This window comes from Actinoallomurus bryophytorum (assembly GCF_006716425.1).
GTDB lineage: Bacteria > Actinomycetota > Actinomycetes > Streptosporangiales > Streptosporangiaceae > Actinoallomurus > Actinoallomurus bryophytorum.
On the sequence record NZ_VFOZ01000001.1, the window covers coordinates 2,953,501 to 2,967,287 of the forward strand.

Sequence of the window (13,787 nt, forward strand, 5' to 3'; positions counted from 1 at the left end):
CGCCGCGGTTGAGGCGACAGAGCCCGCGCGAAAAGGGCGCGAGGGGCTCCTATTCCGGCTCGGGTGGCTCGACGGCGCCCAGGACGCCGGAGCGGTCGGGCAGTCCCGCGGCGATCCGCAGTCGCGCGAACTCCCTCGCGAGGAGGGCCGGCGGGTAGTGCGCGTTGAGGCCGCTGGGGTTGGGCAGCACCCAGATGCGCGTCTCTCCGATGGTCTGCCGCTGAAGGCCGACCGAGGCGCCGGGCGCGTCGAACGCCGCGCGGTAGCCGGTCACGCCCAGCAGCGCGAGCCAGGCCGGGCGGCGGGCGAGCACGCGGCGGCGCAGCTGTACGCCGCCCTCGGCGTACTCGCTCCTGGTCAGTTCGGCGGCGCGGACCGTGGGCCTGTCCACGATGCTGGTGATGCCGATCCCGTACTCCAGCAGGTGATCCCCCTGCTCGGCCCGCAGGAGCCGGGGGGTGAACCCCGCCCGGTAGAGGGCGGGCCACAGGCGGTTCCCGGGGGTGGCGAAGTGACGTCCGTCCGCCGCCGACGAGAGCCCCGGGTTGATGCCCACGAGAAGTACGGCCAGGTCATCGGCGATCAGGTCCGGCAGCCGCGCGCCGCGTGCGGTGTCCAGCTCGGCACGCGTCCGGCGGCGCCGCGGGGTGCCGGACGTGGGGTCGTCCGTACGGCGCTGTGACGTCCGGGCCATCAGCCTCGGACCTTCCCGGGGCACGTCCTGCGGGTGAGTCGCCCACGGCGGGAGAGTGCGTACATAAGTGCCCTGAACCACCCGTAAGTTGATCATATTTCCCAACTCCCGTGCGAAACGCCGATGATCGTGGGCACTATGAGCCAATGAGCTGGGTCATTACGGGGGATATCGCCGCATTCGACACGGCCGCAGGTGACTTCCTGAGATCGCGGCCGGTCGAGAACACCGTGCTCGTGACGGTCCTGGAATCGCTACAGGCCCGGGGGCTGACAGCGTATGGGAACGCTCCAGCGATCCTGGGCTCGTGGACCGTCGGAGGCTGCGCCGCCGGCGCGTTCGTGCACACGCCGCCCTTCCCCATGCTGCTCAGCACCATGCCCGAGCAGGCCGTCGAGGAGCTTACGGCGGCACTGATGGCCCACGACCTGCGTCCACCCGGCGTCACAGCGCGCCGCGAGATCGCCGAGGCCTTCGCCGCCCGCTGGCGCATGGTGGCCGGTGCCGACTTCACCGTCTGGGAGCGCCGGAGGCTCTTCCGGCTCGTCCAGGTACGACGGCCCGCGGCACCCGGCCAGGCCCGGGCGGCCGGGCCCTCCGACCGGGACCTGCTCCTCTCCTGGTACGACGCCGCCGAAAAGGAGATACGCGAACGTCCCGGTGACCACAGTGCCGCGATCGACGACCGGATCGGCTACGGCGGCGTCACGCTGTGGGAGAGAGACGGCGTACCGGTCGCCCTCGCCGGCCAGAGCCGCATGGTCGCCGGAATGGTGCGAATCGCCCCCGTCTACACCCCGCCGGAACACCGGCGCCACGGATACGGAGCCGCCGCCACCGCCGCGGTCAGCCAGTTCGCCATCGACGCCGGGGCACAGGAGGTCGTCGTCTTCAGCGACCTGGCCAACCCCGCCACCAACGTCATTCACCAGCGAATCGGCTACCAGCCCCTCGACGACTACCTCGTCCTGTCCTTCACGACACCCCACCGGCAGCTGCTCCAGTGACGGCGTGGTCTCAGCTCTGCGGCCTGGCGCTCGCGCCGATCCGCGCCGCGGCGGCGTAGAGATCCTCACCGCGCTCGCGCCCGGCGAGGAGCAGCGGGAATGCCTGTTCCGGCCCGCACCGGTGACGTGCCATCAGGACGCCGACGGCCTGGGCCACCTCACTGCGGTGGACCAGCGTCTGCCGGAATCGCCCGGCCAGCGTCGGATTCGCCTCGATGTGCGCGGTGGCGACGACGACGCCCGCGATGATGCCGGCGAACTCCGTGCAGGCCAGCCGATCGTTCTCGTCGAACGCGTGGGCGACCTGGGAGTAGAGATTGAGCGCGCCGCGCCCGGCCTCGGCGGCGTCAATGGGCAGCGAGAGCACCGAACGCATCCCTCCGCCCGCGGCCGCCGCCGGATAGCGGCCCCAGCGGGACTCGTCGGTGAGGTCCTCGCTCTGCACGGCCGAGCCGCTCTCCAGCGTCTGCAGGCAGGGCCCGGCCTCGGCGGCGTACTGGATCTCGTCGTTGAGGGCCGCCAGGTCCGAGGAGCACGCCACGGTCACGGCCCGCCCGTGGTGCATCACCGCGATCCCGCAGTCTTCGACCCCGTCGACCGTACGGCAGATCAGGCGGGTCATGCGCGTGAGGAGGTCGGACGGCGTATCGGCCACGACCACGGCGCCCCTCATACCGAGCGGGCCAGGCCCGGACGGTGGTAGTCGAACGCCGGGAACGGAGCATGGGCGACCCAGGCTCACGAGGTGTTCTCGGTGTCTTCAACGTATACCGGCCACCCGCTCGGTTTTAGACCTAGGGCACGGTGTCCGGCTCGGTGCCCCGCCGCCACGTGGCGGCGATCGCCCGCGGGTCGGCGTCGCCGTTGATCACGTCGTTGGCCACTTTCACCACGGTGACCCCGCTGGTGCGGGCGTGATGAGCGAGCACCTCATGGGCGTCGCCGGGGCTGATGCCCATGTGCGCGGCCAGGATGCCGCTGACCTGCTCGACCCGGCCCCGGTCGTTGAGAATCTGCTGGATGTGCTCGGAGAGGCGCTCCGTACGCCGGGCCGGGCGTTCCTGGGCCAGTGCGATCGACACCAGGCCGCACATCGCCTGGCCGAGTCCGGGGTCGGGAACCTCCCCGCCGGCCTCGGACCGGAACAGGTTGAGGGCGCCGACGACCTCCGAGCCGAGCCGGATGGGCAGCGCGTGGACCCAGCGGATGTCCACGTCACGCGCCGCCGGAGCGAACGCGGGCCAGCGCGCGTCGGCGCAGGCGAGGTCGACGGTCAGTGGCTCGCGTGAGGCCAGGACGTCCAGCGCGGGCCCTTCCTCCTCGAAGGACTGGAAGAGCTCGGCGAGGTCCGCGCGTTCGTCGGAGGCCGCCACGACACGGTATCCCCCACGAGGGTCGACGACGATGATGCCCGCCGACGTGACGTCGAACAGCTCGACGCTTCGACGGGTCAGCAGCTCCAGCACGCGTGCCACATGATCGCCGTCGATGATCGCGCCGATGATCTGGGCGAAGACATCGGGAAGGCCGCGCTGGTCCCCTGGCATGCTCACACCGACTCCTGCCGCACCGGCCGGTCCGGTGCATCCGCTGTCTCAGTCATCGGTGTCTCCTTCGTCAAGACGCAGTCGCCCCTGCACGACTTCGCGTGCCACTGCGGAAATAGGTTGACCGTGCGCGAAGGCGTGGCCGCGCAGCCGAGCGAGCGCATCGGCGAGGCTCACCCCGAGGTGGACCGACACCATGCCCGTGGCCTGATAGACCTCGACATGGTGATCGGAGGAAATCGCGTCCTGAACGAAGCCTTGACCACTTTGGCCCTCAGGCCCCAGGAGCAGTACCGACATGATGTCCGCCAGCACAAGTGCGTCTCCGAGCTGACTGGCCGTCAATTCACCGGGATTAGCCCGATACGCCCGAAATACGCCGACCGGTACCGTGCCCGACCGCAGAGGAAAGGCGAAGATCCCCCGTATGCCCATTTCGAGCGCGTCCGACCCGAACAGCGGCCAGCCTGCGCTGCACCGCTCGAGATCGGACGTCAGGACCGCCGCGCCATCGGAATGCGCCTGCGTGCCGGGTCCTTCGCCGAGAGCGAACTCCAGGTCCTCCAGCCGTCGTCCGAGTTCACTGGTGGCAAAGACCGGGAGGTGAACGTCGTCGTGACCCATGGCCGCGACCGTGACCCCGTCGACCGCCAGGACCCGTACGGCGGTGTGACACGCCACAGCGATCGAGATGGGCTCTCTGCGCTTGCCCGCCTCATCCGCCAGGAGGTTCCAGACGTGAACCCTGCGGCTAATGTCCATGGGCCTCAGAACTCTACTCGCGCGTGCCCAGGAGCTCGACATTCGTCCCTGACCTATTCCGTACCGGCGCCGACTAAGCAGCTTGTTTTCGGGCATACGGTCTTCTGGGCCAAATAAGCGCGCGCGGCGGAGACGGCATGGACAATTTGACGGTGCGGTTACGTGATGTCGCGGCCACGCTGAAGGATCTTCAGACGCTGCTTGAGGAGGAGGGTCAACGGGACCAGGCCCTCGTATGGCTGGCCGAGACGGCCGAGCGTGCGGTCCCTGCGGCCGCCATGGCCACTGCGACCGTACTCACCGAGGACGGACGGACCAGCTGGACCGCGACGGCCACCGGCCGATCATCGACGGAGTTCGACGGCGATCAGTACGCCGCGGGCCGGGGACCGTGGCTGGAGGCGGCGCGCACGCGGCGTACGGTCTGCGGCGACATCGACGGGTTCCGTGGCCGCTGGCCGGAGTTCGCCGGGGCGGCCGGGGAGGCCGGACTGAGGTCGTACCTGTCGGTGCCGCTGCTGCTGGGTGACGAGCCGGTACTCGGCACGCTGACCCTCTACTCCCGGCTCCCGGACGCGTTCGAGCCCGTCGACGAGGCACTGATCGAGGTGTTCACCGTGGCCGCCTCGGCGACGATCGTGAACTCCCGGCGCTACCGGCGAGCGCGTGAGCTCGCCGATCACCTGAAGATCGCGCTGACCTCTCGAGCCCAGATCGAACAGGCCAAAGGCCTGCTGATGGCCCAGCACTCGATCACCGCGGACGAGGCGTTCGCGATGCTGTCGCAGCAGTCACAGAACACCAACGCCAAGCTGCGCGATGTAGCCCGCTCCATACTGGATTCGGCCGCTCCTCTCCGTCCGCCCACCTGAGGCCGGAGCCTCGCCCCACACGATCAGCAGGTCACACGGGTGTCTTATCCCTCTGGTTGCGGTATGAGCACTCTGTGCTCCTGTTCAGACCGCCAGGTGTCTACCGGCCTCAGGGGGACACCCGGCTGCTCGCCGAGACGCTGCGTACCGCGCGTGTCGGGGCGAGGGTGCTCGACGTCGGTACGGGCACCGGCGTGCTCGCCCTGGCCGCCGCCCGCGGTGGCGCCGCCCAGGTGATCGCGGTCGACAGCTGCGCTCGCGCCGTCTTCACCGCGCGGGTCAACGCGTTGCTGCGCAGGCTGCCGGTACGTGTGGTTCACAGCGATCTGTTCGAGGCGGTGGCCGGAGAGGTCTTCGACGTGATCGTCGCCAATCCGCCCTATGTGTGCTCGGACGGCCTTTCCTCTGCGGGCAGGTCGGCGCACGTCTGGGACGGGGGCCTCGACGGACGCGCGGTCCTGGACCGGCTCTGTGCCGCGGCTCCGCCGTTGCTGGCGCCCGGGGGAATGCTGCTGCTCCTGCAGTCGGCCCTGTGCGGGATCCAGACCACCGTCGAACGGCTGCGCTCGCAGCGGCTGAGGGTGGCGGTGGTCGCGCGCCGTCAGGAGCCCTTCGGCCCGGTGATGCGGGCCAGGGCCGCCCAGCTGGAGAGATGTGGGCTGATCGGTCCCGAGCAGCGCTACGAGGACCTGGTGGTGATCCGTGCCGAGCGGTGGTGAGAGCCGTCGCAGGGACCGGCGCCGCGTCTTCCTGGTCCCGGGGGGCCCGGCTCTGGTCGAGGGGCCCGTGGAGATCATGCTCACCGACGGCTCGACGGTCGTTTCCGACCGTTTCATGGTCGCCATCTGCCTCTGCCATCGCAGCCGCCGTTTCCCGCTGTGCGACACCAGTCACCGGAGGCGGCCACGCCGGCGCGGCTGAGAGTGTCAGGAGTCGCGCGGGCCCGGCGCACGCGCGGAAGGCAGCGCGGAACGGAGCGATGACCGGCCCGCGGACCATTGGGCCAGCAGATGGCGTCCCAGCCGTCCCTCCAGCATCTCGGTCACCTGGACTCCCAGGACGACGTCGGCCGCCAGGTCCGGCTCATGGGCGATGAGATCGCCGACCACGTCGTGGCGCAACACCTGCTCGTGGACCGCGTCGGCCTCGATGTGCTCGGTGAAGAACTCGTCGCAGCGAGGGTCTGCTCCCATCCGGTCCAGTGCCTCGACCATCCGCTGGGCACTGGGCGGGGTACTGATCTCGGCCGCGGCGAAGTGGCCGACCAGCGCCCCGCGCAGCGCCCGGTGCAGGCCGAACAGGGACATCATGTTCACCGTCGCCAGCGTCACCGCGGGCACCACGTCCAGGTAGCGGCCGTAACCGGGGTCGAGCCCGACCCCGTCCATCAGCTCCGCGAAGAGCCGCGAGTGCATGCGGTCGGCCCGGCCGCCGCCGAACTCGTCGAACTCCACGGCCACCAGCGAGGCCTTCGCCCGGCCGTGTAGCCGCGGTATCACCCAGGCATGCGGGTCGGCCTCCTTGAGGTGGTAGAGCGACCGGTGCGCCAGGAACTCCCTCAGCTCCCACCATTCACCCTCGTCCCTCAGGTAACCGCTCACCCCACCGGCATCGCTCGTCTCGAGCACCACCCGGTCCAGGGCGGCGTCCGCGTCGTCCCCGCCAGAGGTCGCCGCACGCATCGCCGACAGGAAACGCCTCTCCAGCAGCCGCCGCACCCGCAGGAGCTCCGGCTCCCACTCCCAGCCGGAGTCGACCTCGTCGAATCCGCGGTAGTGCAGCTCGTAACAGACGTACAGGCCGAGCTGCAGGTCCTCGCCGAACGGGTCGGCCTGGGCCGGGCCGACACCGGAGAGTGGATCGAGCGATCCAGTTCTCAGGGCGGTGATGATCGCCTCCGACAGCGGGCCGCGTGTTCCGGGCAACGCCGGCGCGACCGTCCTTTCGTCGATGTTCGAGATCACAGCGTTTCCTCCCGTAGGACAGGCCGCCCAGGTGATCAGCGTCGTCCTGTCTGGCGAACGAGCATGTCCACGACGTTCGGCAGGCCGTGTACGGCGGCCTCACGCTGGCGGGCGGCGCCCGTGCCGCAGGGACCGAGCCTGCGGATCGACCGGCGCACCGTCGCCAGATCGCCGGTCTCCTCAAGCGCCGGCCGTACGCGACGGAGCAGTTCCTCCAGCAGGACCGTGGCGTCCACCCGGAGCTCCTTTACTGGATGAATACCCGGTCCGGCGAGGCCGTAGCGGGCCGCCGACCACAGAGCGGCCGCACACAGCTGATCGTCGACCGGAAGAGCCTCTCTCCCCACGGCGAGCTCGGTGAGCGCGGTCTGGACGAGCGCGCGGACCATGGCGGCCTGGAGGACCGCCTCGTCGACCGTGGATGCCGCGTCCGCCGCCCTGACCTCGATCGTCGGCAGCCATGGCGAGGGTCTGGCCAGCCAGTACGTCGTACCGCTGTCCGCCAGGGCACCGAGCTCGACCAGCCGGTGGAGCCGCCGGTCGTACGCCGCGGCGGAGGGGAACCACGGAGGTATTCCGGCTCCGGGAAACCGCGCCTGTGCCTGGATGCGCCAGCTCGCGTACCCGGAGTCCCGGCCTCGGTCGAACGGGGAGTTGACCGACAGCGCGAGCAGCGTCGGCAGCCACGGGCGCAGATGGTTCGAGACCCCCACGGCCAGTTCCCGGTCGGCCACTCCGACGTGCACGTGGCATCCGCACGACTCATAGCCGGCCACCGCGCCCGCCAGGATCTCGGTCACCCGTGCGTAGTGGTCACCCGGCATGAACGGCACCGGGTGCTCGGTCAGCACCGGATTGCCCGTCGAGACCAGCCGCATGCCCTCGGCCTCGGCGGCCGCCGCCAGGCAGGCCCGTCCGTCCCACAGCTGGCCCCGCAGGCTCGTGAGGTCGAGACAGACCCCGGTGGCCGCCTCGATCTGGGTGGCCGCCAGCTCCGCCTGAAAGCTCATCCCCTCCGCCGGCAGAGAAACCTCCGCGAGCCGGGTGAGTACCGCCGCGGCGCGAGGCGAGGTGATCCGGGTGGCGGCGTCGACGAGGAGGAACTCCTCTTCGACCCCCACCGTCAGAGCGCCGACGCTCACCATGCGCGCACCTCTCGCGGACCGCCCCCCGGCTCCCGCCCCAGAACGTCATCTGCCCTGACCTGGGCATTCCCGCCGAACAGTGACCCCATACCGAGACTCGGCCGGTCCGCGCGGAGGTGGCGGCCACCGGCCCCGAGTTTGGGCCGGGGCGCCGGGGTAGGTCCGGAAGTATGTCGCCGCAGCTCGCGGGCGACGAGACCGAGGGAGAGCCATGGGCCAGTACGGCGGCGGCACTGTCGCCACAGGGCACGTCGGCCGATCGGGCCTGGCGCTGCTCGGCATCTATCTCAACGACCATCTGGCCGGCGCGACCCTGGGGACCGAGCTGGCCTTCCGGCTGGCCGGGGCGCACCGCGAGTCGGAGGAGAGTGCCACGTTCGAACGGCTCGCGAACGAGATCGCCGAAGATCGCGCCGCGCTGATGGAGCTGATGACGGCCCTGGACGTACCCGTACGGCAGTACAAGATCGTGCTGGGCTGGGTGGCGGAGAAGGCCGGCAGGTTCAAGCCCAACGGCCGGCTGCTCGCTCGTTCACCGCTGAGCAGCCTGGAAGAGGTCGAGATGATGCGGCTGGGTGTGGAGGGCAAGGCCGCCTGCTGGCGGACGCTCCTCGTGCTGGCCGACCGGGACGACCGCCTCGACCGGGAGCGGCTCGACGAGCTGCTGCGCCGGGCGGACGAACAGGCGGAGACGCTCGAGGATCTGCGGATCGAGGTCACCGCCGAGCTCACGGGCGCCCTGTAGCCCCGGCACGACCGGGCGAGAGGCCGCCGGGCCCGGCCGGGTCGCTCCCCTCCGGCCCACCCGGCTAGCGTGGGCGGGCATGGAGCCGCAATGGGTGCAGTACGCGATCTGGTGGCACGTCTACCCGCTGGGTTTCACCGGGGCCGACACCACCGGCACCGATCGCGGGCTCACCCACCGGCTGCCGCGGCTGGAGAAGTGGCTGGACCACGCCGTACGGCTCGGCGCCTCCGGCCTGGCACTCGGCCCGATCTTCACCTCCTCCACGCACGGCTACGACACGATCGACCATCGGCGGATCGACCCGCGGCTGGGCGACGACAAGGACTTCGACGATCTCGTGGCCGCCGCGCACGCCCGTGGCCTCCGGGTGTTGCTGGACGGCGTCTTCAACCACGTCGGCCGGGACTTCCCCGCCTTCCAGCGCGCACTCCGCTACGGTCCGAACGCCCCGGAGGCGGACTGGTTCCGCTTCTCCTGGGGCGCGCCGGAAGCGCGCTATGACACGTTCGAGGGCCACCCGGGGCTGGTCACGCTCGACCACGCGAACCCCGCCGTGGCCGACTACGTCACCGATGTCATGGGCCACTGGCTGGCACGCGGCGTGGACGGCTGGCGGCTGGACGCCGCCTACGCCGTACCCGCGGAGTTCTGGGCCACCGTGCTCCCCCGGGTCCGCCAGGCCCATCCCGAGGCGTACCTGGTCGGCGAGGTCATCCACGGTGACTACGGCGCGATCGTGGCCGAGAGCGGGCTGGACTCCGTCACGCAGTACGAACTCTGGAAGGCCATCTGGAGCTCGCTGAGCGACCGGAACCTGTTCGAGCTCGCCTGGGCGTTCGAGCGCCACAACGCCTACCTGGACGTGTTCACGCCGCAGACGTTCGTCGGGAACCACGACGTGACCCGTCTGGCCAGCAGGCTCACCGACGAACGCCACCTCGGCCACGCCCTGGTCGTGCTGCTCACCACCGGCGGCACCCCGTCGATCTACTACGGCGACGAGTACGCCTTCCGCGGGGTCAAGGAGGAACGCGCCGGCGGGGACGACGCCATTCGCCCGGCCTACCCCGACGACCCGGCACAGCTCCCCGAGGACGGTTCGGCCACCTTCCGGCTGCACCAGGACCTCATCGGCCTGCGCCGCCGTCACCCCTGGCTGCACCGGGCGCGGACACGCGTCGTCGACCTGGCGAACGAGCACCTGGTCTACGAGAGCGCCGACGGCGACGACCGGCTGATCGTGGCGCTCAACCTGAGCGACTCCGAACTCACCCACCGTTCACTGGACTCCGCCACGGTCATCGGCCGCTCGGAGCCCGCGGACAACGGCAACGCGATCCCCGCGAACGGCTGGCTCATCGCCGAACCCGGCTAGCGCGCGTTTATGTGACAACAATTCCTGAATTACTTCTGGACCGGCCGCCCGACACATGCTTACGATGCCCAGCGCCGACGAAATCCGCACAGGCCGCATGTGTCCGTCCGTACCAAGAAGGGGATATGACCATGTTGTCCGCATTTCGCCATAGAAAACTCTCGGCCGGTTTCAACGAACTGGACGTCGACGGGGACGGTCGCGTCGGCAACGATGACATCGAGTCCCTCATCAAGAACCACGGCACTGCGTACGGATACGCCGAGGGCACGCCCGAGTACGAGGCCCTCGCCCAGCGGACCAGGGACGTTTGGGCGCAGCTCAAGCAGTTCGACTCCTCCGGCGACGGCGAGGTGACCCTCGAGGAGTACGTCGCGGGTTTCGCCGCGTTCCTGGATCAGCGAGACGCTTTTATGAACAGCATGGACGTGCTGGTCGACGCCTTCTACGCCCTGGCGGACCAAGATCGCGACGGGCGTGTCGGTGAAAACGAATTGATCATGCATTTCCGTGCCTGGAACCACTCCGAAGATCAGGCTAGAGAGGCATTTCGGCACCTCGACCGGAACACCAACGGGGCCATCTCCAAGGCGGAATGGATGGCGAACCTCGAGGAGTTCTATTACAGCGAGGATCCGGAGGCGCCGGGAAACTGGCTGGCGCCCCTTCCACCGGCCTGATCCCGCAGCGCCCGAAGAAAGGGGACGGCCGTGAAGAAGGTCGCCGGTGTCCTGCTCGGCCCGCTGCTGGCGCTACCGGCCGCCGCGGGCACCGCCCGTGCGTCGTCCACCCACGACCAGAGCTTCGTGCTGTCCGGCCAGGTCGAGGCGCCGTCACTCACGCTCTTCGCGAGCGGCGTGATCAACGGAGTCGGACCCCTGACGGCCCAGACGGTCGACTACCGACCCTCCGACCGGACCTACCGCGAGACGGACCTGGCCGTCATCGGCGGCGGAACCCTCACCCTGTCGTTCAACGGCGCGTTCGACACCTGGCCTTTCACACTGGATCCCAGAACCTGCACCCAGCACGGAGGACTCGCGGGCACCTGGAACGTCACCGGCGCCGGCGGCACCTTCACGGGCGCGACCGGCCACGGCACGTTCTCCGGCCGCTTTCTGACCTACGCCGCCCGAACCGCGACCGGTTGCGACGAAGCGGCGATCAAGGGCTTCGTCGCCGGCCCGATGACCGGCTCACTGGCCCTCCACGGCTCTTGAAGGACGATATGCGCGGGATAGAGACGGGCGACGACAACAGCCAGTCCCCTGCCGAGAGTGTCCCCGAACCCGAAGGCTACAAGGAGATGATGGCGCAGGCCCGCGGCCCCTTCGGGCTCCCCGTACAGGAGGCTCTACTCCCCGAGGATGGGAGCCTTTCGGAGGGCGAGGCCGAATTTGTGCCTGACAAGCCCTCGGCAGAGGATCCGCCGGTACGTGGGGGACTTCGGTGCGCTGGCCGCGGTGGTGGACGAAGAATTCTCTCAGCCTGAAACGGTGTCTCTCGGCCCGATCGTGAGCGAGACGACCACCGATCAAGACGAGAGGCCCAGGTCAGAAGGATGGCGAGTCCCAAGGCAGGAGTCCCCCGAACCGCCCTCGTATGCCGCGATGGCCGGCGACCGCTCGACCTGACGGAAGCTCGTGAAGTCGGGCAGTGTTCGCGAGGTCGAGGAGTGGGGAGCCGACAGCCCTCCGCCCGGCCGGATACGCGACTCCGCCGAGCAGCTGACCGAGACGATCCTCAAGGCGGTGAAGACCGAGGCCACAGCCGAGGTCGCCACCGAACTGAACGAGGCGATCCCCGTGCTGGCGCTCCCGCCCCCTGATGCGGCGCTCCGGGCGTTCGGTGTCTCGATCGACGCTCTGCGAGCCGGGACGGTCCCCCAAGCCGTCGCCGGGAAGGCGGTCACGGCGATCAGTCACGTCATGGGGGCCAGAATCCGGCGCATCGCCTCTTCGAGCGCGCCGGCGGGATCGTCGGCCAGGTCCTGGTGGCGGTAGCAGACGTGGTTGTCGGGCCGGGTGAGAACACAGCCCGCGTCGGCCGTTTCCCGAAGACGTGCCCAGTCGTCGTACAGGTCCTCGTACTCCTGGCCGGGCCCGATGACCACGGGGGTGATCTCGACGCCGAGCCCGGCGCCGACACGACGCGCGGCCGACACCCAGGCGTCTCCACCGATGCCGGTGAACAGGGTGAAGTGCCCGTGACCGCCCAGGTCGAGCGTGGAGACGCGGTGACCGTCCCGGCCGACCCAGGCGTGCGGGAGCTTGGCGCCCGGGCGCGTGGTGGCCTGGTGGTACAGCTCGGCGTCGCGTTCGTACCCGGGATCCGGAGAGCCGTCGGCGACGATCGCCGCCGAGGTGTACCGCTGGTTCAGCTCCACGCCGAGGGTGTTGAACTCATAGTTCTTGTACTCGATGGCATCGCGCAGCGCCTGCCGCTGCTTCTCCGCCTCCGGCGTCGCCTCTTTGCGCGCGGCCATGTTCGCGCGCATCTGGTCCGGGTCCTCGGTCGACAGCAGGCCGAGCGCCTCGAAGATCCGTGCGGTGTCGGCGATGCTCTTGTTGGCGCGGTCGACGATCTGGCGGCCGACCGGCGCACGCTCGGTGGAGTAGGTCTCCAGCAGCGCGGGGCCCGCGGTGCCCTTCAGAACGAGCGCCAGCTTCCACGCGAGGTTGTAGGCGTCCTGGATCGAGGTGTTGGAGCCCAGCCCGTTGGACGGCGGATGGCGGTGTACGGCGTCGCCGGCGCAGAACACCCGCCCGCGCTGGTAGTGCTCGGCGTACAGGTGGTTGACCGTCCACGCCGAGGAGGACTTGATGGTGACCGGGATCGTGTCGTCGCCGATGAGGTGGTGTGCGATCTGCCGCGCGTACTCCTCGGTCAGGTCGGGCGGGTCGCCGTTGATGTCGTAGCCCCACACGATCAGCCATTCGTGCCAGGGCCGTACGCACCTGACCAGGCCCATGCCGATCCCGCCGACCTCCGAGCCGGTCTGCAGCACCCAGTAGAGAATGCTCGGCCGGTGGGCCACCAGGTGCGACAGGTCGGCCTCGAAGACGATGTTGATGCTGCCCGCGACGCCCATCTGGCCGACCAGCGGCAGGCCGATGTCGTCGGCCACCTGGCTGCGGCCGCCGTCCGCGCCGATGAGGTACTTCGCCCGGATGCGGTACGTGTCGCCGCGCAGCCGGTCGCGTACCGTCGCGGTCACCCCGTCGTCGTCCTGGTCCAGCGACACGTACTCGGTGTCGAACCGGAACTTCGTGCCACGGGCGACCGCGTTGTCCACGAGCACGGGTTCCATCAGGTGCTGGGGCATGTCACAGATCCGCGTGGGGGACGCGAGAACGTGCTCGGCGAGCCGCTCGGGATGGGTGTACCACGTCCGCAGCCGGCCGAGCTCCTCACCGGCCAGGCTCGCGCAGAACACCGTGTCGCCCATCAGTTCCTGCGGCGTGGCCTGCGCGATGACCTCGTCCTCGACCCCGGCGTCGCGCAGCACCTCCATCGTGCGCTGGTTGGTGATGTGCGCCCGCGGCGTGTCGGCCAGCCGCCCGTACTTGGTGACGACGATGTTGTCGACGCCGTACGTGCTCAGGAGCAGCGCCGCCGCGCCGCCCGCCGGGCCGCTGCCCACGATCAGAACATCCGTCTCGACGTCCATCGC

General features: G+C 69.8%; 16 protein-coding genes. 9 read left to right on the top strand and 7 right to left on the bottom strand.

The genetic code is table 11. From position 1 onward, the window contains the following. Positions 1–49 precede the first annotated feature (49 nt). Positions 50–694 (bottom strand): G/U mismatch-specific DNA glycosylase, encoded by a 645-nt coding sequence (gene mug / locus FB559_RS13625; RefSeq protein WP_141955957.1) that lies wholly within the window; start codon positions 692–694, stop codon positions 50–52. A gap of 146 nt (positions 695–840) precedes the next feature. On the opposite strand from mug, the gene FB559_RS13630 reads away from it, so the two are divergent. Beyond that, positions 841–1,701 (top strand): GNAT family N-acetyltransferase, encoded by an 861-nt coding sequence (locus FB559_RS13630; protein WP_141955958.1) that lies wholly within the window; start codon positions 841–843, stop codon positions 1,699–1,701. Positions 1,702–1,711: 10 nt separating this feature from the next. Here the strand turns inward: FB559_RS13630 and FB559_RS13635 are convergent, their stop codons facing one another. From FB559_RS13635 to FB559_RS13645, 3 genes are all read right to left on the bottom strand, one after another. Beyond that, positions 1,712–2,362: a GAF and ANTAR domain-containing protein gene (locus FB559_RS13635; RefSeq protein WP_185792191.1), complete on the bottom strand. Its 651-nt coding sequence runs from the start codon at positions 2,360–2,362 to the stop codon at positions 1,712–1,714. A 133-nt stretch (positions 2,363–2,495) separates the two neighbouring features. Then, positions 2,496–3,248: a GAF and ANTAR domain-containing protein gene (locus FB559_RS13640; RefSeq protein WP_246122456.1), complete on the bottom strand. Its 753-nt coding sequence runs from the start codon at positions 3,246–3,248 to the stop codon at positions 2,496–2,498. 48 nt (positions 3,249–3,296) lie between these two features. Next, positions 3,297–4,010, bottom strand: a complete 714-nt coding sequence (locus FB559_RS13645) for a GAF and ANTAR domain-containing protein (protein ID WP_141955961.1) — start codon at positions 4,008–4,010, stop codon at positions 3,297–3,299. A gap of 137 nt (positions 4,011–4,147) precedes the next feature. Between FB559_RS13645 and FB559_RS13650 the strand changes: the two genes are divergently transcribed. The 3 genes from FB559_RS13650 (at position 4,148) to FB559_RS13660 (ending at position 5,803) form a co-directional block, all read left to right on the top strand. Further along, a complete protein-coding gene (locus FB559_RS13650) occupies positions 4,148–4,882 on the top strand; it encodes an ANTAR domain-containing response regulator (RefSeq protein ID WP_141955962.1) in 735 nt (244 codons plus the stop codon). Positions 4,883–4,956: 74 nt separating this feature from the next. Continuing rightward, complete coding sequence (locus FB559_RS13655) at positions 4,957–5,601, top strand: HemK2/MTQ2 family protein methyltransferase (protein ID WP_141955963.1); 645 nt, start codon at positions 4,957–4,959, stop codon at positions 5,599–5,601. Continuing rightward, complete coding sequence (locus FB559_RS13660; RefSeq protein WP_141955964.1) at positions 5,585–5,803, top strand: CDGSH iron-sulfur domain-containing protein; 219 nt, start codon at positions 5,585–5,587, stop codon at positions 5,801–5,803. The genes FB559_RS13655 and FB559_RS13660 overlap by 17 nt, the downstream gene beginning before the upstream one ends. A 5-nt stretch (positions 5,804–5,808) precedes the next feature. Here FB559_RS13660 and FB559_RS13665 read toward each other — a convergent pair whose 3' ends face one another. Together FB559_RS13665 and FB559_RS13670 are read right to left on the bottom strand one after the other, a co-directional pair. Then, on the bottom strand, positions 5,809–6,846 hold the full coding sequence (locus FB559_RS13665; protein ID WP_246121564.1) for an iron-containing redox enzyme family protein: 1,038 nt from the start codon (positions 6,844–6,846) through the stop codon (positions 5,809–5,811). Between the two features lie 35 nt (positions 6,847–6,881). After that, complete coding sequence (locus tag FB559_RS13670; RefSeq protein ID WP_141955965.1) at positions 6,882–7,991, bottom strand: carboxylate-amine ligase; 1,110 nt, start codon at positions 7,989–7,991, stop codon at positions 6,882–6,884. A gap of 211 nt (positions 7,992–8,202) precedes the next feature. Here FB559_RS13670 and FB559_RS13675 point away from each other — a divergent pair, with 211 nt between their 5' ends. From FB559_RS13675 to FB559_RS13695, 5 genes are all read left to right on the top strand, one after another. After that, the gene (locus tag FB559_RS13675) at positions 8,203–8,736 is read left to right on the top strand and encodes a hypothetical protein (RefSeq protein WP_141955966.1); all 534 of its coding nucleotides are present in this window, start codon (positions 8,203–8,205) and stop codon (positions 8,734–8,736) included. A gap of 79 nt (positions 8,737–8,815) precedes the next feature. Beyond that, positions 8,816–10,114 (top strand): alpha-amylase family glycosyl hydrolase, encoded by a 1,299-nt coding sequence (locus FB559_RS13680; RefSeq protein ID WP_141955967.1) that lies wholly within the window; start codon positions 8,816–8,818, stop codon positions 10,112–10,114. A gap of 125 nt (positions 10,115–10,239) precedes the next feature. Next, entirely contained in the window at positions 10,240–10,794 is a 555-nt protein-coding gene (locus FB559_RS13685) for an EF-hand domain-containing protein (RefSeq protein ID WP_141955968.1), read from the top strand. A gap of 30 nt (positions 10,795–10,824) precedes the next feature. Further along, complete coding sequence (locus tag FB559_RS13690) at positions 10,825–11,334, top strand: hypothetical protein (RefSeq protein WP_141955969.1); 510 nt, start codon at positions 10,825–10,827, stop codon at positions 11,332–11,334. A 423-nt stretch (positions 11,335–11,757) separates the two neighbouring features. After that, positions 11,758–12,117, top strand: a complete 360-nt coding sequence (locus tag FB559_RS13695) for a hypothetical protein (RefSeq protein WP_141955970.1) — start codon at positions 11,758–11,760, stop codon at positions 12,115–12,117. On the opposite strand, the gene FB559_RS13700 is transcribed toward FB559_RS13695, so the two are convergent. After that, positions 12,036–13,784, bottom strand: a complete 1,749-nt coding sequence (locus FB559_RS13700) for an FAD-dependent oxidoreductase (protein WP_141955971.1) — start codon at positions 13,782–13,784, stop codon at positions 12,036–12,038. The two genes, FB559_RS13695 and FB559_RS13700, sit on opposite strands and share 82 nt — an antisense overlap. Positions 13,785–13,787 lie beyond the last annotated feature (3 nt).

Excerpts from the sequence above, each read along its gene's own strand:
- mug (WP_141955957.1), bottom strand. The coding sequence starts at position 694 with ATGGCCCGGACGTCACAGCGCCGTACGGACGACCCCACGTCCGGCACC.
- FB559_RS13630 (WP_141955958.1), top strand. The coding sequence starts at position 841 with ATGAGCTGGGTCATTACGGGGGATATCGCCGCATTCGACACGGCCGCA.
- FB559_RS13640 (WP_246122456.1), bottom strand. The coding sequence starts at position 3,248 with ATGCCAGGGGACCAGCGCGGCCTTCCCGATGTCTTCGCCCAGATCATC.
- FB559_RS13645 (WP_141955961.1), bottom strand. The coding sequence starts at position 4,010 with ATGGACATTAGCCGCAGGGTTCACGTCTGGAACCTCCTGGCGGATGAG.
- FB559_RS13650 (WP_141955962.1), top strand. The coding sequence starts at position 4,148 with ATGGACAATTTGACGGTGCGGTTACGTGATGTCGCGGCCACGCTGAAG.
- FB559_RS13670 (WP_141955965.1), bottom strand. The coding sequence starts at position 7,991 with ATGGTGAGCGTCGGCGCTCTGACGGTGGGGGTCGAAGAGGAGTTCCTC.
- FB559_RS13675 (WP_141955966.1), top strand. The coding sequence starts at position 8,203 with ATGGGCCAGTACGGCGGCGGCACTGTCGCCACAGGGCACGTCGGCCGA.
- FB559_RS13680 (WP_141955967.1), top strand. The coding sequence starts at position 8,816 with ATGGAGCCGCAATGGGTGCAGTACGCGATCTGGTGGCACGTCTACCCG.
- FB559_RS13685 (WP_141955968.1), top strand. The coding sequence starts at position 10,240 with ATGACCATGTTGTCCGCATTTCGCCATAGAAAACTCTCGGCCGGTTTC.
- FB559_RS13700 (WP_141955971.1), bottom strand. The coding sequence starts at position 13,784 with ATGGACGTCGAGACGGATGTTCTGATCGTGGGCAGCGGCCCGGCGGGC.